Below are 25,546 nucleotides of genomic sequence, written 5' to 3' on the forward strand. Positions count from 1 at the left end.
AGATTTTAAGAAGAACTCAGCTTGGGCAGAACGCAGAACACACGAGTTGGGTTCCCAGGGATGAAATTTGGGGAATTTAAGCTGCATAAAGAATTTTTCATGCCCCCGATATGGGCTTGCAAACTTACTGAGAAGCAAAACTTCACTCTCGATACTCAAATACGAAATTGTTTATTCTGCCTCCTGAGTTCTAAGTATTTTTCCGGTTATTTCAATAACCGCAGAAACCAAGTTGATCAACATAAGGATATAAACCCCAAGGATTTAGGTATGGTCTTACAGGATTTTGAGCAAAGCGAGCAAACACTCAATTCCCCATCGCAGAATGGCAATGGCAAAATAGTTGGGTTAAATCCACACCAAGCCTTGGAATTAGTGAGTGCCATCAAAGCAGACCTTGAACAGGTGGAATCGGTCAAACCAGAAGCTCACCAGAAAGTTCTCCATTTGGAAAAGTGGGTTCAAGAATTACAAACACAGTTTAAGGCTAATCTGGCTGTCGCTTGCGAACAAAACTTCAAGCACGAGCGGCAAAAGTTATTCACCATCGTCAGTCGGATGCGCCAAGCAGCAAATATTGACGCTCTGTTGAGAAGCACAGTAACTGAGGTTCGTAAGGTTTTACAAGTGGATCGGGCGCTGATCTTCCGTTTCCAATCAGAAAACCAGGGGACGGTGCTGGCAGAGTCGATGGTGGCTGGTTATACTCCCAGTTTGGGGGAGTCCTTGAGTGCGATCGCCCTTTGGGCGGCTCCCTCTGGGAGCATCGCCTTTTGGGCTGATTCCTCTGGGAGCATCGCCAATGGCTATGAAAATCAACTAAACTACCAGCAACAGCAAGTACTAGCTTTAGATGATATCCACGAAAAAGCTCTGAGTCCCTACCAACTGCAACTGCTCACACAGTTTCAGGTCAAAGCTAGCTTGAGTCTGCCAATTCTGATAGAAAGGACGGACACTTCTTTCAACAACGGTTCGCACACAGGAGTGTCCTCGCAAGTGTGGGGCTTGCTCGTGGTTCATCAATGCTCTGGTTCCCGTCAATGGCAAGAAGCTGAAATCAGCCTGCTTTCCCAGATTGTCACCGAACTGACTGTACTTCTACAGCCAGCAGAATTTCGCGCCCAACAGCAAAAACAGGCGCTGACCGAAAAAGTCATAGCCAAAGCGATAGAGAAGATCCGCCAGTCCTTGAACCTGGAGACAATCTTTAAGACAACGGCTAAAGAAGTCCGACAACTCCTGAACGCTGACCGAGTAGGGGTGTTTCGCTTTGATCCTGAATCCGGCTTTGATGATGGCGAATTTGTATCTGAAGATGTCACCTCAGGCTATAGTTCAGCGCTGGCTACAAAAGTTCACGATCACTGTTTTGGCGAACAGTATGCCGCTCACTACGCCAAAGGACAAATTCAGGCGGTTGCTGATATCTACAATGCAAACTTGAGCGATTGCCATATTGAGGTTCTGTCGCAGTTTCAAGTCCGGGCAAACTTGATTGTGCCGCTTCTTAAAGGAAGTGAACTGTGGGGATTGTTATGCATTCATCAATGCAGTAGCTCACGTGAATGGCAGCAGGATGAAATTGACTTTGCCAAGCAGATTGCAGCTCAGTTTAGCGTGGCGCTACAGCAGGCGGAGTACCTAGAGCAGCTACGGGAGCAATCCTCCGAGATCAGCAAAGTTGCAGAACGGGAGCGAGCGTTGGCGATCGTCTTCGACAAAATTCGGGCTTCCTTAGACATCAACACTATTTTCAAGACGACAATTCATGAAGTCCGAAATCTGTTAAAAGCAGAACGTGTGGTTATCTACCGCTTCGAGCCAGACTGGAGCGGGGAGTTTGTTGCAGAGTCAGTAGCAAGTGGCTGGACACCGCTGATGCGGGAACAATTTGACAATCCAAGCTTGCGAGAGAATGTCAGCGAGTGCAGTGCGAAAATCCTTGGTGACGGAAGAGAAAGAGTTGCAGACACCTATGTGCAACAAACTCAAGGGGGGCTGTTTTCTACGAAAGCAAACTTTCGGGTTGTCAGCGATATTTACAAAGCAGGGTTTTCATCTTGTTACATTGACACTTTAGAGCGGTATCAGGCTAGAGCTTATGTAATCGCTCCAATTATAAAAGGAGAAAAGCTGTGGGGTCTATTGGCTGCATATCAAAACTCTAGTCCCCGTGATTGGGAAGATGGTGAAATTAACCTTTTGATGCAAATTAGCAATCAACTGGGGATAGCCATACAGCAGGCGGAGTACCTGAAGCAACTACAGGACCAAGCCACCCAAATAGCCAAAGCCGCAGAGCGGGAACGAGCAGCAGCCAAGGTTATCGATAAGATTCGCCAGACATCAAATATTGAAACCATTTTCAGGACCACAACGCAGGAAGTCAGGAAACTTCTTGGCGTGGAGCGAGTAACGATTTATAAATTTCGTCCCGATTATTTCGGTGACTTTGTCGTAGAGTCGGAGTTTGGCGGATGGCCTAAATTAGCCGGCAGTGGTTGGGAAGACGCATATTTGAACGAACACCAAGGCGGCAGATTCCGGAACAATGAACCTTATGTTGTGGATGATATTTACAACGCCAACCTGACTGATTGTCATGTAGAAGCCTTGGAGGAGTTTGGAGTCAAATCCTGCGTAGTAGTTTCTATATTGCAAGGGCAGAAGCTCTGGGGTTTGTTGTCGGCATTTCAACACAGCGGACCACGGCACTGGGAAGACGGTGAAGTCAAGGTATTAGCTCAAATTGGCTCTCAACTAGGAGTCGCTTTGCAGCAGGCGGAGTATATTGAGGAACTCCGTGTGCAGTCACAACGATTAGCCAAGTCCGTCGAACAGGGAACAATTTATAGCAAATTGGTCTATAGACTCGGGTTAGCTCTGATTCAGGAAAATTTTTCACTTGATAACCTACTAAAAATGGCTGTTTCGGAATTACGCAGACAGCTAAAAACTGACCGGGTAGGTGTATACCGCTTTGATCCTAACTGGAGTGGTGAATTTGTGGTCGAGGATGTTGGTAGTGATTGGGTCAAAGTTGTGGGAACTGAGCTCGCTCGAGCCGAAGATACATATCTTCAGGAAACCAGCGGCGGTCGGTATCGTCGCAAAGAAACTCTCAGCGTAGACGATGTCCGAGCTTCTGGGCATCAGGAATGCCACATCCAAATGCTAGAACAATGGGGAACGAAGGCTTACATGATTGCGCCCATCTTTAAGGGCGAGCAACTCTGGGGTCTATTAGGAGCTTATCAAAATGATGGACCACGTCATTGGGAGCAGATAGATGTCAACTTGCTAGCTCAGGTAGGCGTGCAAATCGGTCTTGCTTTACAACAAGCAGAATACTTGGAGAAACTGAAAACTCAGGCACAGCAATTGACAGAAGCAAGCGCCAGGGAAAGAGCAGCAAAAGAGCAACTTCAACAAGAGGTTATGCAGTTGCTGTCGGCGGTGCAACCGGCACTGCAAGGGAACCTCACTGTCCGGGCTCCCGTGACAGAAGGAGAAGTTGGCACGATCGCCGACGCCTACAATATTACCTTGCAAAGTTTGCGAAAAATCGTCATGCAGGTGCAGACAGCTTCAAGGAAACTTGCTCAAACCTCTCAGGCAAGCGAATCTTCTGTCATTGGTTTATCAACCCAAGCACAGCAGCAGTTTCAGTCGCTAACTCATGCTTTGGAGCAAATCCAAACGATGGTCAATTCCACGAAAGCCGTAACAACAAACGCTCAACAGGTGGAACTGGCAGTTCAACAGGCAAATCAAACCATCCAGCAAGGAGATGCGGCGATGAACCGCACTGTGGACGGCATTCTTGACATCCGAGAGACAGTGGCGGAAACCAGTAAGCGCCTCAAGCGCTTCTCAGAATCTTCTCAAAAGGTTTCCAAGGTCGTGAATTTGATTAGCAACTTTACGACTCAGACTCAACTGCTTGCCTTGAACGCAGCAATTGAAGCGACCAGAGCCGGACAGTACGGACGCGGTTTTGCCGTTGTCGCTGATGAAGTGCGTTCTTTGGCGCGTCAGTCTGCTGAAGCCGCTACTGAGATAGAACTGCTGGTTCAGGAAATCCAAAAGGGCACAGCAGAGGTTTCCGTAGCAATGGAAAATGCCATTCAGCAAGTTGCAACAGGAACAACACAGGCACACGAAGCGCGTCAGAATCTGAACGACATCGTTGCAGCTACAACCCAAATTAGCCAACTCGTGGTGGGTATTACCCAAGCAACACAGGTACAGAGTCAGCAGATTGAATCAGTAACACAAACCATGACAGAGGTCGCAGCTATTGCTAACCAGACCAAAGAGGGTTCAATTGAAATTTCCACATCCTTTGAGGAACTTTTAACAATGGCTCAAAATCTCCAGGCTAGTGCTAACCAGTTCAAAGTCGATTGATTAATAGTTATTAGTCATTTGTCTTTTGTCTAAGTGCTAAGGGATTTCCAATTAAAAAAATTTCCAATTTGTAGTGACGTAGGAAATAATGGTGGGTTACCGAAGAAGAACTCAGAACTCAGTCGTCAGGAGTCAGAATGACGGAGTGTACGAAGCCGCGGCTTGCCTCGTTCCCAGCCTCAGGCTGGGAATGCATAACTTGAGGCTCTGCCTCCCAATTGAGCGTTACTAGCCGCGCCCACTGCATTTCCTGCTTAGACCACCGAAACGAGATTTTAGAAGGATTTTGGCTTAAGTTGACAGGCATGGCATCTTGCCCGCCCAGTTTATAGGGCGGGCAAGATGCCCACCCCACAAAATTGGATAATTTATTTTTTGGTACTCCCTAATAACTAATGACTAATAACTAATGACTAATAACTAATGACTAATGACTAATAACTTATGACTAACGACCCAAGCATTTACGAGCAAAGCTACCGCTACTTTCTCCAAGAAGCGCCGGAACTGCTGCAAGTTATAGAACAAGAACTGTTTAGCCTTCGAGAAAACTTCAGTATCAACAAAGTTTACACGTTGATGCGTGCGACTCACACCCTTAAAGGAGCAGCAGCCAGCATCGGTTTGGAAACGATTAATACCGTGGCTCACACGTTGGAAGATATTTTTAGAGCTATCTGCAAACCCGACTTGTCGATTGACCAAGAAATTGAAGCTCTACTCTTCAAGGCTTATGAGTGTTTATGCTTACCCTTAACGACTGAACTGACAGGAGGTTTGGTCAATGATACTGAGCTTCTCAACCAAAGTGCTGCTATTTTTGCCGAACTGCAAGAGAAGTTAGGAGACTGTTTTAGTCAGGAAGATCACATTCCCAGTTCCGAAGAATTGGGCTTTGACATGACGCAGTCTATCTTTGAAGTCGGAGTCACCCAAGGATTAGACCAGCTCGCTACTGCCATAGCTACTGGTGATCCCGAACAGATTGCCACTACGCTTAGGACTAAAGCAGAGGTTTTCCTTGGTTTAGCTGAATCTTTGAATTTACCAGGGTTCAAAGCTATAGCTCAGGCGGTGCTTGCTGCCTTAAACAACTATCCTGAGCAAGCCCTGGTTATTGCCCGCGTTGCTCTGGCAAACTTTCAAGAAGCACGAACAGCCGTGCTAAATGGCGACAGAAGTCAAGGCGGTCAACCATCCTTAGCATTACAACAACTGAGCGGACTACACCACAATTCACCCCAACAGTCCCAAGATGCACCCATCGATCCTCAAAAGTCAGTCACTCAAACTACACTTCACACTGAATTACATAGTGAAGAAGAATTACATAGTGAGGAACCAGCACCAAATGAGGAAATGACCAATGATCCAGATCTGTCCTCATCTCCCCATCTTTTGATCTCCCCACCTCCCCAATCTTCCATCTCCTCCTCAACTCGTACCGTACGAGTTAATGTTGAGCATTTAGAACAACTAAATTACTTGATCGGAGAATTGTTAACAAACCAAAATCGCCAATTTCTCCAGAACGAACAACTGTCGGCTACCGTTCGAGTACTCCTGACAAAACTACAGCAGCATCAACAGTTGCTGAATCAGTTACAGGATTTGTCTGATTGCCAGTTCAGTGTCCCAGAACAAGAGTGGTTGGTTAGCAATGGGCAGGATAATGGACGTTTTGATTCTCTAGAGCTATTTCAATCCCTAATAGGAGTTCATACAGTTAACCCCCTGCCCTCGTATAAACACCACATTCTGCCACGCCCGGTGTATGCAAGTCAACAAATGAAAACCTCCATAACGACTCGTTCTAAGGAGTTCCATAATCTCGTTCAGTCGCTTCTAGAAGACGTCGTGCAATTAGGAGAAGCTACCGACGCTATTGAAATGTTTGCTCGCCAGTCTCAAGAGACTTTAGAAAAACAACGTCGGTTGTTAACGAATACCCGTGATTCTCTAATGGAAGCCCGGATGTTGCCCTTGGGACATCTGTTTGAACGCTTTCCCCGTATTTTGCATCAGCTAGAAGTTATACACAAAAAGCAGGTAACTCTCAATTTCCGTGGAAGTGACGCCTTAGTTGACAAAGCAGTGGTTGAAAAACTGTATGACCCCGTGCTGCATCTGCTTCGCAATGCCTTTGACCACGGAATTGAATTGCCCACAAGCCGACAAAAACGGGGCAAGCCAGAGAAAGGTGAGATTGAAATTTGTGCCTACCATCAGGGCAGGTACTTGGTGATTGAAGTTCGCGATGATGGTCATGGATTAGATTTTGAAAAGATTCGTGCCAAGGCGGTAGAATGTCAACTTGTCTCACCAGAACAAGCTCGCAGTCTTAATGAAGCCCAGCTAACGGAGCTGATTTTTGAACCAGGCTTTTCTACAGCTTCTAGTGTCAATGAACTTTCCGGGCGAGGAATTGGTCTTGATGTGGTTCGCACTCATTTGCAAACAATTCGAGGTTCAGTTGCGGTTTATTCTCAACCCAATCAGGGCACAATGTTCAGACTGCAAATTCCCTTGGGCTTAACGATCGCCAACTTACTACTGTGTGAAGCAGCCGACCAAACCTACGCCTTGTTTGTCAATTCCATTGAGGAAATTCTTATTCCTACAGCACAGCAGATTCGCTCTTGGGAAGGAGGCAAAGTCCTCCGGTGGGGTAAGGGCGCTGCTATGAAACTTATTCCAATCTACCAACTTACCAAAGCCCTAAATTATTCCTCATCCGTCACTCAACCCTCAGTGTTTAAGACTAAGCACTCCCGTTCTAAAGAACAGGGGATGCCCGTTATTCTGATTCGTTGTCAGGATAAACTTGTTGGTCTAGAAGTAGACCAGCTCATTGGTGACCAAGAATTGGTTATCCGTCCCTTAGGAGCTATGATTGTACCACCTCGCTACATCTATGGGAGCAGTGTTCTACCTGATGGTCGCCTGGCATTGGTACTGGATGGATCAACATTGATGGAATCTTTGTCTGAACAGCAAACCGATCATCGTACCAATAGCAATTTAGCTAGTTCAACACCCGTCATCCTCACTTCCAGAATAGAGCAGCCGCGATTATTATCCTCAGCTCGTGCTGCGTTACCAGAATCACCAAATTCAGACTATGAGGAAAGACCAAAGATAACCATTCTCTTAGTGGATGATTCAATTACAGTACGCCAAACTCTGGCTTTAACCTTACAGAAAGCTGGCTACCAAGTCCTTCAGGCAAAAGATGGTTACGAAGCGATTGAACAACTTCGATACCATACAAACATCCAATTGGTATTTTGCGATATCGAGATGCCACGTATGAATGGGTTTGAGTTTCTGAAAAATCGTCAGCGAGACCGTGCTTTAGCTGATATTCCTGTAGTGATGGTCACTTCCCGAGGCAGTGAGAAGCACCGCCTACTTGCTTCCCAGTTGGGCGCAAACGCTTATATTACCAAACCTTATTTGGAGCATATGCTGTTGGAGACACTGGCAGATATCTTGCAAAAAAATACTGAAGTTGCTGCTAGGAGACGGTAATGTACGACGAGTCACAAACAGGCAAGTTTATTGTTTTTAAGATTGCAGATTATCTCCTAGCGCTTCCGATTAGCGATGTGCTGAAGGTGGTAAATTTTTCACCTGCAAACACTAAAAACCTAACAACAATGGGGCTAGTTCAGATAGGCAAGTACATGATTAAGGTTTTGGATTTGCATGAACAATTAGGCTTAGATGGTTTACATCACTGCGTCGATAACCCATCTTTTATGGTGGTTACACACGATTCCCAAGGGGAACTCTATGGAATTTCGGTAGATGAACCGCCCGATATTGTGGAATTACCACTCTTAACGATTCGCTCACTACCAAAATCTAGCAGTCATAGCAAACCTATGATGCAGATGGTCAGTCATGTCGCTGTCCTACCCCATAAAGAGGATATAAAAACAATATTTTTGCTGGATTTGAACAGAAATGTTGAGCGCAGTCCCAGCCATAATCTTTGATTTGGCTGGGGTAAGGGTTTCTTTTAAAAAGCCTTCGGGCATATATGGCGCGATCGCCCAAGGGGCGGCTCCAAGAGTGAGCATCGCTGCGAAGGCGGGCTTTGTACGTGCAAATCAAATCCACGTGACGTTCTCCCACCACTGATTCGGAGTACCGAATGAGCGTGGTGGCTTCTACAAGTCGCCTCGTAGAAATTTCCTGCTTCATTGGTCGTTACTCCAGATACCCCAAGGCAAGCCATACAGCAATATCCACGTTTCGATACCTCCACAGGCAGTTTAGAGACTCCTGACGCCCCACGGAGTCTTGTTATGAAGCGAATTTGTTATCAAATTCTATGTTTGTTATACGTTTCCCTACGTATGCCCTTCGGGCACGCTACGCGAACGCACTGTTCACCTGCTAAGCAGTCCGTTTGTGTCGAGTGGATGGTCGTCACCAATGTTTTTTGAGGAGCGCTAAGCTCTAATGTTACTATTCTAAACTTTTTTGTTCGTTTTATAGCAACAGCCAAGGTGGTTAGGACATCAACAGATGATAAAACCTAGACACAAAAAGACTTTTCACCCAGTCCCCAGTCCCCAGTCCCCTGCTATAAGTTCCCGGAGAGTGGAAACTCCTCAGCCATCCCACTCCCTTATTAACCTGACGGTTAACGGTATCGCGGAAGTCCCCACCCTCCACGAAGTAGGGTGGGGATGGACAGCGGTCAATGAAGAAGACATCCCCGACTGATTCAATCCGTAGGATTGAGAGGGAGGGGGATGACTGATGAGTTGACAGTTTTTGCGTTGGGAAGCGAATCTATATAATCTTCTATTACCGCAGTCATTGTTTTATCCGTGAGGACTGCATATTCTCTAAGTATATTAAGTCTCCGGTCTGACAGTCTTAGGTTGAAATATTTCTTTTTCATTGTCGTTATTATGTCGTTATTTCTTTTAATATAAGTATAGCGATAAAAAAAGAGGTATTTCAAGCAGTGGCAACAAGGCGAATGACGTTTCGGTTATACCCAACAAAGCGAATAGAGCAGTCTTTGAGGTATCATCGCAAGCTTCATAAAGAGTTGTTCAATGCTGCTGTATACAACCGATTTACACAGTATGAAAAGTTCAAGCATTCTGTTACCTATATCGAGCAACAGAATTCTTTACCAGCATTCAAAGAAGTTTGGACAGAGTACAAAGAAATAAACTCTCAAGCTTTGCAAGCAACATTGAAACGTGTTGATTTTGCATTTGAACGATGGTTCAAGGGATTAGGAAAGCGCCCAAAGTTTAAGTCTATTCGCCATTACTCAGGGTGGACTTATCCAGCTAAAACTGGTTATTCTGTTGAGTCTAATGGTGAAAACGGGTACTTGAACTTGTCTAAAATTGGGCGTATTCAAATGCGTGGTAAAGCTAAATGCTGGGGGACTCCAACCACTTGCACTATCGTTTATCGTAACGGGAAGTGGTACGCATCTATAACGGTTGATGTATTAGATCAAGTACTTAAACCTCAAGTTTTACCAGTTGGTGCTATTGGTATTGACTTAGGCTGTAAGTCAGCATTGTCCATAACAGATGGGGTGAGTCATCAACACTCTTGTGCTCCCAAATTCTTACGAAATGCTGAACGCAAGATAAAGCAGGCGTCTAAGGAGAAGAGACGCAAACAAGCACCAAATAGGAAGAAAAAAGTTAAAGCTTCTAGAAGATGGAAAAAAGCCCAGTTCAAAGTTAGCAAGCTTATTCGTAAGGTTGCGAACCAGAGACAGGATTGGGTACATCAAGTTGCAGCAGAAATAGTAAGCGGTAATAGCTTCGTTGCAACCGAAAAGCTAGAAGTCACCAAGATGACCCGTAAAGCGCATATTGGCAAACGCAAAAAACAAAAAGCTGGGCTAAACAAGTCAATACTTGATGTTGGTTTTGGAATGCTACGAAGTACCATAAAATATAAGATTGAGCAAATCGGTGGTGTGTTTATCGAAGTTCCAACCAAGAAAGTGAAACCCAGTCAAACTTGTCCTAAATGTGGATATCAGCATAAAAAGACACTTCATGAAAGAATACATGAGTGTCAACATTGTGGATATCTACAAGACAGAGATATTGCGGCAGCCGAAGTAATGCTGTACTGGTCAAAAGGAACTCTACCGGGGTTTGGAACAAGCCTCGTAGACGCTGATGTTGCCAGCGCTACTTCATGCCCCAGCAAAAAAACTGGAAGTATGAAGCAACTGGGACGTGTGAAGTGTCAAAAATCTACAGGTAGCTCACCCAAAAACGAACTGAGGGATGTAGAAACCCACAGTTCAGGCGAAGCCAACTGTGGGTAGTTCATAAAACACCAAGTAAAGCAGAAACTAAGCCTGGAGCACGTTACTTCTATCAAGATAGGAATCAATTACTATGTAGAATGTTTTACTCCTTAAAGATTTTGCAATATGCGATCGCTAATTCGCGCCTTGTAAGGAATGCTCAAAAAATTACAACTCCTTGAGCAGACTTGATAGCAGTTTCTGAGCGGGTGACATTAATCTGTTAAATCGATAACTATATACTTCATTCATCAACTTACAGTTGATCAATAGTATTATCAATACTTTACATAAAACATCCCAACAAACCCACTTTTCCCACTTTCCAAAACAGTATAGTTGTAGTCAAATATACAGCAGATATGTGAGATAGAAAAAAACTGAATTTAATTACTACCTCTGCCACTTAACTCACTCTCTATCCAGAATCGCAACCCTAATTCTTTTCTAAAAATTCTTGAACAGTCAGAATCTCAATTCCCCTCCAGGGATTTAGCACTAGTAGATCATCATCTCCGGTCACAATACATTCTGCTTTTCCACTGAGTGCTAATTCCAGATATTTGTTATCTTTTGGATCTCGACATTCATTAATCTGTTCAGTCACTTTAATGAACTGTACAGTTTCGGACAAATCCACCAGGAAATCGTTTCGTTCTTCTGGCGTGATGTACCGATTAAATTTGGGTCGAGCGAGTACCTGTTCTAGCTCCAGCCAAATGGACTCAGACACCAACAATTCTCCTAAATCTTGAGCTTTTCTGAGTGCGCGATCTGGTTTGCTCCCTGGTAATAACACCGCGCTAATGATGACATTGACATCACACACAACCCGGATTTTATTCGTCGTCATTCAAGATTGACTCCAAAATCTCTGGGGTTAAACCCCTTTGGGCGGCTCGGAAGCCAATTTCATCCATTGTCTGCCTGAGCTTGGCAATGGCTTCAAGCTTGCTTGTCATTGAAGACTTTAGTAACACTGCAATCCGGGCTTCAATTTGTTCCCGTTCTTCTTCCGTGGCATTGCGGTATGCCTGTGCTACCTCAGACGGGACTTTGATAGTAATTTCTTCTTTAGCAATCATGGTTTTTTCGCTGCCATAATCTCTCATATTTAATCATGTTACTTGGTTCCAATATGCAATTCTTGTTCCGAATGATCTCCCCCCGACATTGCCAGCACAATCCTCTCTCGCCGCGCCCACTCAAACCAAACAATCACATCTGATTTAACAATACCTTCGCCAAAATAAGAGCCTACAAAAATTTTGGCAAAACTGGCAAAAGTACCCATACATGAGCGTTTAGCTTACGAGGTAGCTTGGACTCTCAAACCCTTTATACTGTGGGCAATACGTTAAAAAAACCTTGCGGGAAACCTTAAAGGAATTTTTAGGAGTTATTGTTTTTGCCAAGCCTAAAAGAAAAGGGAGCTAATAGTTGGGCTGAAGGACTTTTTCAGGGATTTTTCGGTAAACCAAGGTATTGAATAATCAGTTTGTCAAGCAGGCGATCGGGCAGAATTTTGGCGAGCCAGATATTAATTTGGGCATCCAATCCTACTACATAACGAGTTTTTGGTTTTTTAGCAGTAAGCGCGTGGGCAACAGCGAGGGCTACTACCTCAGCAGGAAAACCATTTTTACCTAACTTGTTTGCTGTGTTACGAGTAGCATCTACAGCTGCTGAGTATAATTTGTGCGCCTGAGGCGGCAATTTGTTCCAGATATCATCGGCTAAAGTTATAGACTTATCCCAAATTGGCGTTGTGACAGTGCCAGGTTCGATGATCGAAACCTCAATACCCCAAGGTTGCAGCTCCATGCGAAGCGCGTCTGTAAGCGCTTCCATTGCAAATTTTGAGGCGCAATAGGGACCCAGAAAAGGCACAGAAACCTTGCCGTTATCAGAACCAATGTTGATAACACGACCCTGAGCCTTTCTTAAAAGTGGTAAAAATGCCTGCGTGACTGCTATCTGTCCTATTACGTTCACTTCGAGTTGCTTTCTAAGCTCAGCGACAGGGAGGAATTCGAGTGGACCTGCAACGACTATACCAGCATTGTTGACTAAACCAGCAAGACCAACAGTGTTCAAAGCCGCACTCACAGTGTTTGCAGCTGCTATAATGGATGCTTCATCTCTAACGTCTAACAAAAGCGGTGTAAGTCTAACTGAGGTTTTGCGTCTTAGCTGCTCACCATCAGCATCCCTGCGTACACCAGCAAATACCTGGTATCCCAACTTATCAAGGTAAATAGCACTGGCTTCACCTATTCCACTTGATGCGCCAGTTATTACCACTGCTCCAAAATTTTGCTTGCTAGCCATTGAGGTAACTTTGCATCCTAAAAGCTTTTTATAATTCCGAGTGAACCTAATTTTTCCCCAAAAAAAATTCTAAATACGAAATAAAGTCGTCACCAATACAAAAGGGCGGAAGCCCCTGTCATTCATGCATGGGGATGAAGCCCGACGGGAAATTTATTTCCCGTCATACTTATCCCTAATTTTCGTTTCCGAGATACCCCATTTCTGGGTAAACGTAGACTGCATAATGTTTAGAGTCGGTACTTTCTGGGTGGCACTGGTTTATTCTCCGTAAGCCTGCTTAACTACCACAGTTCTAGAGCTTGGGACTGGCAAGCATCCCAAGGTAGGAATTTAAACACTTGCCCTAAACGTAGTCCATTCCTGGACTTAAGCGGGTCAGGTAGAGCGAAACGCAGAGCCCCTGCTTTTTAAGCATGGGGTTGCAGATCAACTAGAGAACCCTGACTCAGTATTATACTCAATCAGTAACTATTTTTAATATACGCGCAAGTTGAGTGTAAAGATAGAAGGAAATGCTGTTTTATGCCAAAAGGTGGGTCTAGATGGAAGTGCAAAAACCGTATCTAAGTTTGCCGCTTACTAAAACCCATATCTCAGTAGCACGGTTGACGAACTATTGGTATATTGCGTGCCAGTCAAAAGAGCTACGCGACAAGCCAGTGGCACGTACAGTTCTTGGTATTCCACTGGTTCTTTTCCGTGGGGCAGACGGTAAGGCATCTGCTTTTTTGGATAGATGTCCGCACCGTAATATGCCGCTCTCGCAAGGGCGGATTGTAGATGGCTATCTTGAATGTAGTTACCACGGATGGCAGTTCGACGGTAGCGGTGCTTGTCAAGCTGTGCCAGGTTTGTGCAGTATTCCAGAAAACAATCGCATCAAAGCATCAACCTACTCAGTCGTTGAGCAAGACGGCTTCGTATGGATTTTTGGGAACCCTGACGCAGAGCCAACAACTCTTCCCTACCAGTTTCCTAACGTCAACGAAAACGGCTACAGCACTTGGCGTGAAGAGTTCTGTTACGAGTCCACCCTCCTAGCGGCTCTAGAGAATGTCACGGATATACCACATACTGCCTTTGTTCATAGAGGTTTGTTCCGCAGCGAACCAAAAAAAAAGCAAATCACGGCTGTCATCAGGCGTCAGCCGAATGGTATTGAAACCGAATATGTTGACGAACCGCGCCCCACTGGTCTTGCTGCCCGAATTATTGCACCAGGTGCTGCAGAAGTCAGCCACTTTGATCGCTTCATCTTGCCATCTATTGGACAAGTAGAGTACCGATTTGAAAAAAATTATAGCTTGTTGGTTACTCAAGCTATGACCCCAGTATCCGATTTCCACATCCGGAACTTTGTGGTTGTCACTTACCGTTTAGGATTACCTGGTTGGTTGATGCGACCAATAGTAAAGTTATTGTTATCAAGCATTATCCGTCAGGATGCTGCTGTTCTCAAAGTGCAGTCGGACAACATTCGCCGTTTCGGTGGCGAACAATTCATGACTACAGAAATTGACTTGTTAGGTTCTCAGATTTGGTTAATGCTCCAGCAGGCAGAACGCGGCGAACTGCGCCAACCAAAGGAATTTACTGAAAAGCGTATCCAGATTCATGTCTAGGGATAAGTTTCCCAAGCTCGTAACCTGTTAAAAAGATAGTTTAAATGTTGACAGGACTTATGCAACTGGCAGTGAAGCGATTGGCTCCGCCAGTGCCCCTTGGGCAATCGCTCGTTATAGTACAAATGAACTGAGAAAAACTGAAAAAATGAACAGAGGAAATGGATAAATAATTAGTAAGTTTGTGATTCCAAATATCGGGTGTGACACAAAGAATTGAGGGTTTGTTTGTGTACAATCTTTTGCGTTCTTGGGGTGCGGTATCCCCATTAATATTGAGAATAGCAGGACGAATAGACTCTTAAGTGTATTGCAAAGCCTGTTTCACTAATACTCACGTACTAAAAAAAACAAAAATCCCCACAATTTTGGTAGGGATAGAAAGGTAGGACAATCCCACTTTTTGTAAACGCCAATTATTAGATTTCTTGCAAAAGTTATGATGAATGGATATTTATAACCACTTATGGGACACAGATTAACACTAGTTATTTATCTGTGTCCATCTGTGTCCATCTGTGGTTTCATTATCATCCAATTGTCTTTTGCAACGAGCCTACTGTCTATTAGCTAACGCCTCCCAAGTTTGATTAGCCACGACTCCTGGAGGGTCATTTACAAAATCACGGGAATTTTGGAAGTCTTTGACAGCATTTTCGGTGTTCGTACCAAAAATGCCATCAACTGCAATTGAGTAGCCATGAAAGTTGTCTAAAAGCAGTTGCAAAATCTTGACAGCCTCACCCTGATTGCCTTTACTCAATCTAGGTATATTCACAGAACCTACAGCTTGTCCTGACATAAGTTTTAACTCCTTTGAAAGAAAAAGGTTATCGCGTCAAAATCTCCATTCTAGTTTTAATAGGTGTCAGTAGAATTTACTTATGCACTGTAATTAAAATTTAGACAATGACGGTATTACCTTACTACATTACTGCAAAACCCCCTTTAGGATGGTTTGCTTAGGATGTATATAAATCTTTAAAAATGATAAAAAAATACGAATACGACGTTGCATTGTCTTTTGCAGATGAAGACCGAGAGTACGTTGAAGCAGTTGCAACCACCCTTAAAAATTCTAGTATCGAAGTTTTCTTTAGCCAGTTACCCAATGACAAACCTGTTGTATATAAAATCTTGACCGAAGGGGAGAAAAACAACTACACAGGAGTAGCAAAGAGAGGAAAGGTCTACGTAACTCTTCAACAGCATTTACAGGGTGGAAAGAATTATGTGCCTGGCTCCAAAGTTCGCATTGAGCGAATCGACAGTATCCAGCAGGCTCAACAGAAAGCAGACAGAATCATAACAACAAGCAAGCCGAAGTATAACAAGCCAGCGAAATAATCCGTTACGCATTCACAACTTACTTATAAGGATAATTGAATAGCTTCAAAAGGCGTTATTATTTTGTGCAATATCAGCAGCCATCAGATACACCTTAAATCAAAATTGCCTGAATTCGATTTTACTAATAATTCTAGAAATACGCAGCAAGTAGTGTTGTACCATACCAGCAAAAAGGGCGATCGCATTTCAGTGATCACCCAAAGTATTATCATCATCTCTCATCACTACACAAACCGTCTCAGTACTGAGCAAACTCATCTAATGCTTGCAGGAACCTTGCTCATGTTTGTGTTCATGTTTGTGTCCATGCTTGTGGGAACAGCTTTGCAAATCCTGACTCATGAGATTTTCGCTGATTTCCTTCAATGACTCGTCTACAGGCTGTAAACCGATCCACGCATCAATCAGTTGCACATCGAAACCCACCTCACGGCGATCGCCCACTTCAATCAAAGGACGGCGAATTAATAGCGGATCTCGAAGCATCTGCAACAGAGCGGTGTCAGCATCTATTTGTTCAGGAACTATCTCACCAGATTGTACCCGTCGGGCGGTGCGATTAAACCATTCAGACACAGGGCGATCGCCAAAAAATGAGCGCAAACGTTCAGCAGTCCAAGGTTCAGTAAGCAGATTGTACGCTACCACCTCATGTCCTGCGGCTGTTAACAGAGTTTTTTGCTTAGTACCACCTTTACAGCCAGGTTTTTCATAAAAAATCACTCTTGCCATTTAAGTTTCTCCGTTATTAGTTATTGTAGAGACGCGCCATGGCGCGTCTGTACATCTTTGTCTCCCCCTCATCCCCCCCTCTCTCCCTGGTTTTCTACGAGTTATATCAAATCCGGTTAATTAGTTACTGCATCGATACCTCACCTTGGCTGCGCCACCCCTCTCCTTTGTAAGGAGAGGGGTAGGGGTGAGGTTGAGGGGATATGATAACTAAACAAACGGATTTCATATTAAAAATTCCTAGCCAAATGGCTAACGGTGTCAAACTCAAAACGCTCTTGCATACTAGTTTCGCCATAAATATTAAAAGTCACAGTTGGTTGATCACCTACTGCTTCCACGCTATGAATTGCATTAGGAGCCAAGCTAATAATATCGCCTGGAAATAAGGTTAACTCTCCCGTCCGTTCAATTTTGTCCTTAAATTCTGAATTGGGTGTACGCTGCCAAAATGTATTTTTCTCCTCTCCTTTTAACACGGCGACAACACCCCAAGTTCCGTGGTTGTGAATTGTCGATGGAGTTCCTGGTGCAAATGTTACAGTTTGCACTGTAAATGGAAAACCTAACTCATCATAAAGCAGGACAACTGAAATTCCTGTTTTAGAACAAGGCTCTAAATACCGACTTTGTACCCAATAAGAGTTAATAATCAACCGCCTAACTAGCATCCGAATTTCTGGAAGATGACTGCTTTCATCTTCCGCATCCTTAAGAACATCTTCCACTTCAGTCAGAAATCGATAGAAGCGATAATTATCTCTCAGCAAATCCCATGCTCTTACAGATTTACAGACTTGATACTGTCCGTCTTCAGTAACAAGCCAATCCCTTCCTTTCATAAGTTTTCAACCAGAAAATAAATGATAAATTGAATAGAGAATTCATTCTTCTTCACTTGGTCGTGTTAGAATGTCATATAAAATTGCTGCTCCAAACTGATTTTTATCATCAATTTCCTTCACTTGAGCACTTATTTTTTTAGCCTTGTCTATTTCTCCCAGCTTTGCCAATACCAATCCAGAAGCAGCATAAGCATTTAGATAGAGTCTGATTCTTGGCTCATCTTTACGACTCATCAATATTGGCTTAAGTTGCTCCCAATTATCTGGAAATAGCTCTGATAATTTAATTCTATCTATAACTTTAACTGCTGTTTGCAAAGCCATTAAATAATTATTTTTATAGAAAAAATATCTATAAGCTGCTACCAAAACGTCTGTCGAATCTTCAGTTTTGGCTAAAGCTTGGTTAATATACTTTTCTGATTCTGAAGTATTGTCCCAATTTGCTGCCGCCAACATCAACAACTGTTTGATATCGTCTGGAACCTGAAACCATGAAAATCTTTCTGCATCGACTTGCATAGAAATCTCCTTGAGGGAATGGGTATTGGGGACTAGGGACTAGGAAATACCTACTCCCTAATTGCCAATCCCTAATCGCTAATTCCCAATGTCAAAACTTGGTGAGAATGTACAGCAGGGTGAAGAGAACAATCCAGATGATGTCTACGAAGTGCCAGTAGATTTCTGCCATTTCAATGCCAGTGTGTTTGGTGGCAGAATAGTGACCAGGACGACGGGAACGCCATAACACACCCAAAATCAACAACAGTCCCACAAAAACGTGCAAACCGTGGAACCCTGTCATTAAGTAAAAGCAGTTAGCAAATACGTTGGTAGTCAGACCGTATCCCAAAGTCATGTACTCAACCACCTGACCAAGCAAGAATATTGCGCCCATGATTGCGGTGATTTTGTACCACTTCCGCATTCCTTGGACATCATTCTTTTTAATTGCTGTATCGCCAAAGTGAATAACGAAACTACTGGAAACCAGAATGATGGTGTTGATTGTAGGCAACAATAACTCTACTTCGGTTCCTTCTGGAGGCCAAACTTCAGCACCGCCTCGGAAGAACAAATATGTGGCAAAAAATCCACCGAACATCAGAGATTCGGAGACGAGGAACACTAACAGCCCCAAGACTCGCAAATCTGGATGATGTTCTTCGTGATGAGCTGGACTCGTTGTTGTCGCTATAGCCATATTGTTTATGCTTTTGATTGTTTTGTGGGACGGGCGTCTCGCCCGTCTTGATAAAGGGCGGGCAATCCTCTGCCCAACGCCAGTCGCTGTGAGTTCGGGAAACCCTCCTGCAGCGCTGGCTCCCCCACAAGAACGGGAGCTATGGGCATTTACTTGCCTGGCTAAGCACCTACCTCAGTTGCAGCAGATGGGGGTATTTCAGCACTATGACCATTCAAGCCGTAGTCGTAGGGACCATGAGTGACGACGGGTAACTCTTCCCAGTTTTCCACCAGGGGTGGTGAGCTGGTTGTCCATTCTAAGGTCAAAGCGTTCCAAGGATTATCACCCGCCTTGCGTCCAGCAACCCAACTCCAAAGGATGTTGATGGTGAAGGGAATCACAGACGCAGCCAAGATAAAGGCACCAATGGTACAAATCTCATTCAGGGTGACAAACTGCGGGTCATACATTGCAACTCGTCGGGGCATTCCTTGCAAACCCAACTCGTGCATGGGTAGGAAGGTCAGATTCGTGCCAATGAAGGTGAGGATAAAGTGAATGCGACCCCAGGTTTCATTCAGCATCCGCCCCGTCATTTTGGGGAACCAGTGATAGATTCCAGCGTAAATGCCAAATACAGAACCACCAAACAAGACGTAGTGGAAATGCGCCACCACATAGTAGGTGTCGTGGACGTGAACATCAAAGGGGGCTGTTCCCATTGTCACGCCACTCAAGCCACCCATGACAAACATGGACAACAAGCCAATGGCGAAGAGCATTGCAGATGTGAAGCGAATTTTACCGCCCCAGAGGGTAGCAACCCAGCCAAAAATCTTGACGCCAGTGGGAACGGCAACAATCAGGGTGGAGATAGTGAAGAACATCCGCATCCAACCGGGTGTACCACTGGTAAACATATGGTGTACCCAGACGAACAAACCCACGACGCAGATTGCCAAACTAGAATAGGCGATCGCCTTATATCCAAAAATTGACTTGCGGGCGTGAACCGGAATCACCTCGGACATGATGCCGAAGATAGGCAGAATCATCAGATAAACTGCCGGGTGGGAATAGAACCAGAACAAGTGCTGGTAGATAACAACGTTACCGCCTGCATCTGGTTTAAAGAACGAGGTGCCAAAGTTGAGGTCAAACAACAGCAACACCAACCCCGCCGCTAACACAGGTGTGGAGAGTAGTGCCAGCACGGAGGTTGCCAAAATCGCCCAACAGAACAAGGGCAATTGGTCCCATCTCATGCTGGGAACCTTCATCTTCCAGATAGTGACTACAAAGTTCAGCGAACCCAAAATTGATGAAGTTCCCACCAGGACAATGGCAAGTATCCACAGCGATTGTGCGGTGTTAGCCGTAACCAAACTTAAAGGTGGGTAAGCCGTCCAACCAGATTGCGAACCGCCGAAGAAGAAGCTAGCCCCTAGCAGCAAACCTGCGGGTGGATTTAACCAAAAGGCGATCGCATTCAGCTTGGGAAAAGCCATATCCCGAGCGCCAATCATCAATGGCACCAGATAGTTACCAAATCCGCCAATTGCACTGGGTACGATCCACAGGAAAATCATGATCGTCCCGTGATTCGTCATGAAAGCGTTGTAGAGGTTTGGATCGAGCAGATCTGATTCTGGTGTCGCCAGTTCAGCACGTATGGCAACAGCCATGAGTCCGCCGATCAGATAAAATACAAACGCTGTCACCAGGTATTGGATGCCAATAACCTTGTGGTCAACATTAAACGTGAAGTAGTCGTACCATTTCCACGCCTGATGATGTTGTGCATGAGCAACCACCTGAGTACCAGATTGATTGTCTTCGGGTGGAGTGTTTCGTGGAAGTTCTACTTGAGTCATAAGCTGCTAAACAATTAGTTTGCTCGTTTAGGCTAATAGGGAGGTGAGGAACTCGGAACCCGCAAAAAGTGGGGATTAGGAGCAGTGAGGAGATGGGGAGAATATAGCGCAACTCAAGTTATTTATCTGTGTCCATCTGTGTCCATCAGTGGTTCATTATTTCTTTGGTGTATCTTGCCCAATTACAAACCGCTATAATAACCACTGACTCTTAACTCCTAACTGTTATTTTTGAACCTCGGTGAGAGTTGCTGTGTTCACCCCCATCTGTTGGGCGTAGGGAGCGAGAAACTCTGATGTGGATAAGTCTGCTGGATTCACTGCAACAGCTTGTTTCAAATCTTGCTTTTGGGCAACCCGGTTTTCAGACAGCCAGCTTTCAAACTCTTCAGGCGTGTGGACAATGACTTGTGACCTCATTGAGCCGTGGTAGCCGCCGCAAAGTTCAGCACAAACTACGGGATATGTGCCAGGCTTGGTAGCCACAAATCGTAGTTGGGTGGGTATTCCAGGAATGGCATCTTGCTTCAGCCGGAATTGTGGCACCCAGAACGAGTGAATCACATCCGTTGCAGAAAGGTTGAGTTGCACGTCAGCACCGACAGGAACGTGTAATTCTCCAGCATTCACTCCACTATCCGGGTAGTCGAACAGCCAAGCAAACTGCATTCCTGTGACGTTGACAACCAAGTCGGCTTTTTTGCCTTCCTCTTGAGGAGTCGCGCCAATGCCGATTTTCGGGGCTGCTGCTGGTGCTACTGTTTGCAATTCATGTGGTGAAGCATCAGTCAGGGTAGCAGCGATTGCACTTCCTGGAATTTGGGCAACATGAGCTGGAGAATGAGGCATATGAGGATGACTCCCCGGCTCAAACCCTCCCATTCGGTTAAAAACATCAACACTGTAGATTCCTAAGCAGAGGACGATAAGAGATGGGATAGCCGTCCAAAAAACTTCTAAGGGAAAGTTACCTTCAACATGCACGCCATCCGTGTCATCCCCACGACGGCGGCGGTACTTAACCAAAAAAATCACAATGGTTCCTTCTACCACCAAAAACAGAGCTGTGGCAATGGAGACCATAATGTTAAAAAATCCGTCTACCAAAGGCGCTTGTTGCGATGCTTGCACCGGTAATAGACCGTGATTTTGTCCTACCCAAATGCTGACAATTGTAACTAATATCCCAGCCACTAGAGTCCATAGTGAAACAGGAATTTGTTCCATAAATACCTGCTTTGTGAAACGTCGTTAAAGGTATATTTTTCTGAGTTTTACCCCAGTACACCACATCCTGTACTCTTGATATATACTCTAAGCGAGGAAAGAGAATAGTTGTGTCTCTTGCTTACATGGCTAATTGCTAGTAGCATCCTTGGTCATGTATTTCTTGTCATCTTTTTTTAGTTCTCATGACTAGTCATTAACAGTTATCAGTTATCAGTTATCAGTTATCAGCTACCAGCCTTTGAGTTTACTATTCACTGTTCATTGGTCACTGGTCACTGGTCACTGTTCACTGTTCACTGTTTTAATGACTCATGACGCAATTAGCTATTGTTTTAACCAAATTCATTTTCTATGTTTATTCTAGAAAAGTGGGGGAATTTTAAAATGTTTTAATTCTTCGCTCCCCCAAAAAAATGAAAACTATCTCTCCACTCCTAGTACAGGAGCCTTGCACTTCAAGATAAACTAGTTGCAGAGGCGGCTGTCTGTTATAGCAAGTGATTAGGCTATCTCGGCAGCAATTTTTAATTTGTTAATAGCTGACAATTTGAGATTTACGGATTCGTTTACTATGAACTTTTTGTTCTGAGTTCTTGTAACTTTAAATATTCCCCTTTAGTACCTTCCTCTCTAGTACTTTCCTTCTGAAGAGAGAAACTGCCATTGTACAGCCTTTTACACTTTCGTTGACAGCGCCTTTTTTAACCGACCTCTGAACAACCCAAAAACTTTAGTTATCTAATGCAGAGTGGGTATAGCAATTTTTGGAACAAATCCTAGCGCATGCCTCACAACCCACGCAATTTTCTTTGTTGGCGATTGTCATCACTTTCTTTTCAATTTCATCATCGTCCTCATCCTCGACAAATTCTCCTTCTTCGTTCATTGCTTTTAATACCAGCACATTATGCCCACAGATTTTAAAGCATCTGCCGCAACCGATACATTTGTCCTGGTCAATTTCCTCAACGAATTTAGGTGTCCAAGTTTTGCCACCAAATGTTAATCCTGTTAGCGTTGCCATAATTTACCTTCTGTGCTGACACATCTGTTTCACTTTAAGCTCATACTAACATAACCTAATTTTCCTATTTTTGATTTTTTAATACGTTTTATCATTCAATTAAAGTTTGATGACTTACCAAATCACACTAAGTTAATAGACTTCTTGCAAAACTCTTTTTCTTAGTGTTCTTCTTTGCGCCTTTGCGCCTTTGCGCGAAAAAAATAAGATTTATGCAAGAGGTCTAATTGTTAATATTCAACATTTAAATGCAAATTTTTATTAGTAATTTTTTCAAGAATTGCGAAACTACCTCTTAAGAGAAGTCGTTAGTTATCGATGAACAATAGACTGACATCATCCTTTATCTGGTTTTACCAATAAAATTGACTTGGTTCATTCTCAATGTAAAATTAATAACTCAATGAGTATTTAAGCAAATATTAATATTATTAATAATGTTAATTGCAAGCACTAATAAGAGGATTGATTGTTCAGCAATAACACTTGAATATTTTTTTAAATAAAACTCAAAAATGTTATTCAGTTACCTATTAAAGAGAGTTCAAAAAATATGTTTAGCTCATTGCTAACAAACTGAAATAGAAATTTATGAAATGTTATAAAGTAAGAAATATTAAAAAATAGGCTCGGCTTACAAGCCTTAGATAGCTTCCAATTGGATGCGCGGTCCGAATAAGGATGTGGTTAAGTAGTACGGTCAAGGTTTATTATTACCGTCCAAACAATGTGGTAGTGAGTAGTGAGTAGTGAATCAAGAGGACACATCCAGGGGAGACTTGAGCCAGACATCTCAACGATTAAAGTAGGAAAAAGCCTTATGCCTTATACAATTCCTAATCACAGTTGCGTTGGATGTGACAACTGCCGTCCCCAATGTCCTACTGGTGCCATCAAATTAGAGAACAACGAATACTGGATCGACCCTAGTCTTTGTAACAACTGCGAAGGTTATTATCCAGAACCGCAATGTGTAGTCGTTTGTCCGATTGATTCCCCTATACCCATGCAGGCGAAAAGGGGGAGATGTAAAGTTGATTCCAGAGATGCTACCAGCCCAGATTTATTTGCTAACGGTAAGAGCAACCCATTTGCTTCGGCGATCGTTATCTGGGAAGCTTGCAATGTGTTGGCACAACGAACCTCCCTACCTTGGGAAATTGATGAATACGGCAAGGTGTGTTATCGCCGACAAGTCAATCAGGGGCGAGGGGCGATCGCATTTCACATTACCAAACTCAGCAATGGAAGCGAACTTGCAACAGAATTAGAAGTCATTGAGACGCTTGATATCAGAGCGGCTTGTATGCAATTGATTTTCGCAGCTCATGCGACGGCTTTAGATCAGCCTTGGGTGCAAGAGTTTACCATTGACGATCGCCAAATTGAGAAATATTTGGGGCTGGAGAAACGCAAAGACCTCAGCAAACCCGCCAAGTTGGCTTTAATGAAGAACTTGGTACAGCAAACTTGCTCGCTGATAACCTCTATTAATTGGCCCCAACAAGGTCAAGTCAAAGGATTTTCAGTGGAAGGATGTCGCTTGTGGCACTTGGTAGAAGTTCAGCATCACTTTCAAGAAGATGATCAAGGCTGCAAATATCTAGTTGGACTCACTTTTAAAGTCAAAGCAGGTCTATGGGCGCAGTATTTCTTAAACAAACAAGGATGCAAGGAACGAAATACATTTTATCAATACGGCAGTCTGCCTAAAACCCTGTTAACGACGGTCATGAGTATTTGGCAGCAACACGAAGGAGCAGCGCGACTGATGCTATGGTTGCTGTTTAAAACTAAAATGGGCAAAGAACAGCGTATTACAGTTCCTACCTTGCTGCGTGTTGCTTACGGTGAAGAGAAAGTTTCTCTTGCTTGCAGACAACGGGAGGAACGCAAGCGACTGCTACGAACCTTTGAAAACGATTTGGAAGTTCTGAATCATTATGGTATGAAACCAAGTTTCGACCCAGTAACGTACCCATCAGAAATTCAACCGTTGTGGGCGAAATTGGTGGATATTCCCGAAGATCCAGACGATGCTTTAGAATTTTGGATTCAGGACGCTAGCGGAGACAGACGCCTGACAGATAAAAGTCCCCGTGGTAAATGGAATATGCTGATGAATGCCCGGATTTTATCGTTTACGCTACCTCCAGAATGGCAGCAACAAACCACTGAATCTGAAAAAAAGCGACGAACCACAAAAAACAGAACAAAATCAAAAATCACAACAGGATATCTGCTAGGCGAACAGATTTTGCAGGCAAGAAAAAACCTTAATCTTTCGCAAAGAGAATTAGCGAAACTGGCAGGGAAAAGTCAAAGTTGGATTCGAGACTTGGAAAATGGTCGCCTCAAAGCCAAGTTAGAAGACCAAGTGGTGCTACGGAAAGTCTTGGGTATAGCTTAACTCGGCTTGATTCGGCAGCGTGTTTTTCTCCGCTTTGGATGAGTGATTAGCCCAATAATCCCCTGCGTTCTTCTACGCATGGGGAGTGTCAATTTAACATTTTTTAACGTGAGTTCGATGAATTTAATTTGACCTTGCTTCCATTCCTCTCCCCTATAAAGGACTTCCAAATTAAAAAATATCCAACTTTTTTTTGTGGGATGGGCTTCT

General features: G+C 44.0%; 23 protein-coding genes. 9 read left to right on the plus strand and 14 right to left on the minus strand.

All coding sequences use genetic code 11. The features are described from left to right. Positions 1-270 precede the first annotated feature (270 nt). On the plus strand, positions 271-4,413 hold the full coding sequence (locus tag ACM0OZ_RS35215) for a GAF domain-containing protein (RefSeq protein WP_414587480.1): 4,143 nt from the start codon (positions 271-273) through the stop codon (positions 4,411-4,413). 118 nt (positions 4,414-4,531) lie between these two features. Here ACM0OZ_RS35215 and ACM0OZ_RS35220 read toward each other — a convergent pair whose 3' ends face one another. Further along, on the minus strand, positions 4,532-4,720 hold the full coding sequence (locus tag ACM0OZ_RS35220; protein WP_414587481.1) for a hypothetical protein: 189 nt from the start codon (positions 4,718-4,720) through the stop codon (positions 4,532-4,534). Between the two features lie 137 nt (positions 4,721-4,857). Here ACM0OZ_RS35220 and ACM0OZ_RS35225 point away from each other — a divergent pair, with 137 nt between their 5' ends. From ACM0OZ_RS35225 to ACM0OZ_RS35240, 4 genes are all read left to right on the plus strand, one after another. Continuing rightward, positions 4,858-7,944, plus strand: coding sequence for a response regulator (locus ACM0OZ_RS35225; protein ID WP_414587482.1), 3,087 nt, complete (start codon positions 4,858-4,860; stop codon positions 7,942-7,944). Beyond that, on the plus strand, positions 7,944-8,414 hold the full coding sequence (locus ACM0OZ_RS35230) for a chemotaxis protein CheW (RefSeq protein WP_414587483.1): 471 nt from the start codon (positions 7,944-7,946) through the stop codon (positions 8,412-8,414). Before ACM0OZ_RS35225 ends, ACM0OZ_RS35230 begins: the two co-directional genes overlap by 1 nt. A gap of 535 nt (positions 8,415-8,949) precedes the next feature. Next, positions 8,950-9,150 carry a hypothetical protein gene (locus tag ACM0OZ_RS35235; protein ID WP_414587484.1) on the plus strand — a complete coding sequence of 67 codons (201 nt, stop codon included), beginning with the start codon at positions 8,950-8,952 and terminating at the stop codon, positions 9,148-9,150. A 262-nt stretch (positions 9,151-9,412) separates the two neighbouring features. After that, the gene (locus ACM0OZ_RS35240; protein WP_414587485.1) at positions 9,413-10,744 is read left to right on the plus strand and encodes an RNA-guided endonuclease InsQ/TnpB family protein; all 1,332 of its coding nucleotides are present in this window, start codon (positions 9,413-9,415) and stop codon (positions 10,742-10,744) included. A gap of 418 nt (positions 10,745-11,162) precedes the next feature. Here ACM0OZ_RS35240 and ACM0OZ_RS35245 read toward each other — a convergent pair whose 3' ends face one another. From ACM0OZ_RS35245 to ACM0OZ_RS35260, 4 genes are all read right to left on the minus strand, one after another. Then, a complete protein-coding gene (locus ACM0OZ_RS35245) occupies positions 11,163-11,579 on the minus strand; it encodes a putative toxin-antitoxin system toxin component, PIN family (protein WP_414587486.1) in 417 nt (138 codons plus the stop codon). Beyond that, entirely contained in the window at positions 11,566-11,838 is a 273-nt protein-coding gene (locus ACM0OZ_RS35250) for a hypothetical protein (RefSeq protein ID WP_073634324.1), read from the minus strand. Before ACM0OZ_RS35250 ends, ACM0OZ_RS35245 begins: the two co-directional genes overlap by 14 nt. 11 nt (positions 11,839-11,849) lie before the next feature. After that, entirely contained in the window at positions 11,850-12,020 is a 171-nt protein-coding gene (locus ACM0OZ_RS35255; RefSeq protein ID WP_414587487.1) for a hypothetical protein, read from the minus strand. 164 nt (positions 12,021-12,184) lie between these two features. Continuing rightward, complete coding sequence (locus ACM0OZ_RS35260; protein WP_414587488.1) at positions 12,185-13,057, minus strand: SDR family oxidoreductase; 873 nt, start codon at positions 13,055-13,057, stop codon at positions 12,185-12,187. 545 nt (positions 13,058-13,602) lie between these two features. On the opposite strand from ACM0OZ_RS35260, the gene ACM0OZ_RS35265 reads away from it, so the two are divergent. Further along, positions 13,603-14,682: a Rieske 2Fe-2S domain-containing protein gene (locus ACM0OZ_RS35265; RefSeq protein ID WP_414587489.1), complete on the plus strand. Its 1,080-nt coding sequence runs from the start codon at positions 13,603-13,605 to the stop codon at positions 14,680-14,682. 556 nt (positions 14,683-15,238) lie between these two features. Here the strand turns inward: ACM0OZ_RS35265 and ACM0OZ_RS35270 are convergent. Then, complete coding sequence (locus tag ACM0OZ_RS35270; RefSeq protein ID WP_414587490.1) at positions 15,239-15,484, minus strand: peptidoglycan-binding domain-containing protein; 246 nt, start codon at positions 15,482-15,484, stop codon at positions 15,239-15,241. A 185-nt stretch (positions 15,485-15,669) separates the two neighbouring features. Here ACM0OZ_RS35270 and ACM0OZ_RS35275 point away from each other — a divergent pair, with 185 nt between their 5' ends. Beyond that, positions 15,670-16,029 carry a hypothetical protein gene (locus ACM0OZ_RS35275; RefSeq protein ID WP_414587491.1) on the plus strand — a complete coding sequence of 120 codons (360 nt, stop codon included), beginning with the start codon at positions 15,670-15,672 and terminating at the stop codon, positions 16,027-16,029. Between the two features lie 261 nt (positions 16,030-16,290). Here the strand turns inward: ACM0OZ_RS35275 and ACM0OZ_RS35280 are convergent, their stop codons facing one another. After that, positions 16,291-16,764 carry an ArsC/Spx/MgsR family protein gene (locus ACM0OZ_RS35280; protein ID WP_414587492.1) on the minus strand — a complete coding sequence of 158 codons (474 nt, stop codon included), beginning with the start codon at positions 16,762-16,764 and terminating at the stop codon, positions 16,291-16,293. A 38-nt stretch (positions 16,765-16,802) separates the two neighbouring features. Here ACM0OZ_RS35280 and ACM0OZ_RS35285 point away from each other — a divergent pair, with 38 nt between their 5' ends. Beyond that, the gene (locus tag ACM0OZ_RS35285; protein WP_414587493.1) at positions 16,803-16,937 is read left to right on the plus strand and encodes a hypothetical protein; all 135 of its coding nucleotides are present in this window, start codon (positions 16,803-16,805) and stop codon (positions 16,935-16,937) included. Positions 16,938-16,994: 57 nt separating this feature from the next. Here the strand turns inward: ACM0OZ_RS35285 and ACM0OZ_RS35290 are convergent, their stop codons facing one another. The 7 genes from ACM0OZ_RS35290 to fdxB form a co-directional block, all read right to left on the minus strand. Next, positions 16,995-17,606, minus strand: coding sequence for a cupin (locus ACM0OZ_RS35290; protein ID WP_414587494.1), 612 nt, complete (start codon positions 17,604-17,606; stop codon positions 16,995-16,997). Positions 17,607-17,648: 42 nt separating this feature from the next. Then, positions 17,649-18,131, minus strand: coding sequence for a hypothetical protein (locus tag ACM0OZ_RS35295; RefSeq protein ID WP_414587495.1), 483 nt, complete (start codon positions 18,129-18,131; stop codon positions 17,649-17,651). 91 nt (positions 18,132-18,222) lie between these two features. After that, on the minus strand, positions 18,223-18,816 hold the full coding sequence (locus ACM0OZ_RS35300) for a cytochrome c oxidase subunit 3 (protein ID WP_414587496.1): 594 nt from the start codon (positions 18,814-18,816) through the stop codon (positions 18,223-18,225). A 5-nt stretch (positions 18,817-18,821) separates the two neighbouring features. Continuing rightward, entirely contained in the window at positions 18,822-18,965 is a 144-nt protein-coding gene (locus ACM0OZ_RS35305; protein WP_414587497.1) for a hypothetical protein, read from the minus strand. Between the two features lie 12 nt (positions 18,966-18,977). Beyond that, positions 18,978-20,672, minus strand: coding sequence for a cytochrome c oxidase subunit I (gene ctaD, locus ACM0OZ_RS35310; RefSeq protein WP_414587498.1), 1,695 nt, complete (start codon positions 20,670-20,672; stop codon positions 18,978-18,980). Positions 20,673-20,897: 225 nt separating this feature from the next. Then, positions 20,898-21,899, minus strand: a complete 1,002-nt coding sequence (locus tag ACM0OZ_RS35315) for a cytochrome c oxidase subunit II (RefSeq protein ID WP_414587499.1) — start codon at positions 21,897-21,899, stop codon at positions 20,898-20,900. A gap of 733 nt (positions 21,900-22,632) precedes the next feature. Beyond that, positions 22,633-22,926: a ferredoxin III, nif-specific gene (gene fdxB, locus ACM0OZ_RS35320; protein WP_041032620.1), complete on the minus strand. Its 294-nt coding sequence runs from the start codon at positions 22,924-22,926 to the stop codon at positions 22,633-22,635. Between the two features lie 820 nt (positions 22,927-23,746). On the opposite strand from fdxB, the gene ACM0OZ_RS35325 reads away from it, so the two are divergent. Continuing rightward, positions 23,747-25,336: a helix-turn-helix domain-containing protein gene (locus ACM0OZ_RS35325; RefSeq protein ID WP_414587500.1), complete on the plus strand. Its 1,590-nt coding sequence runs from the start codon at positions 23,747-23,749 to the stop codon at positions 25,334-25,336. Positions 25,337-25,546 lie beyond the last annotated feature (210 nt).

The organism is Scytonema sp. PCC 10023, from assembly GCF_963920835.1.
Lineage (GTDB): Bacteria > Cyanobacteriota > Cyanobacteriia > Cyanobacteriales > Nostocaceae > Kalymmatonema.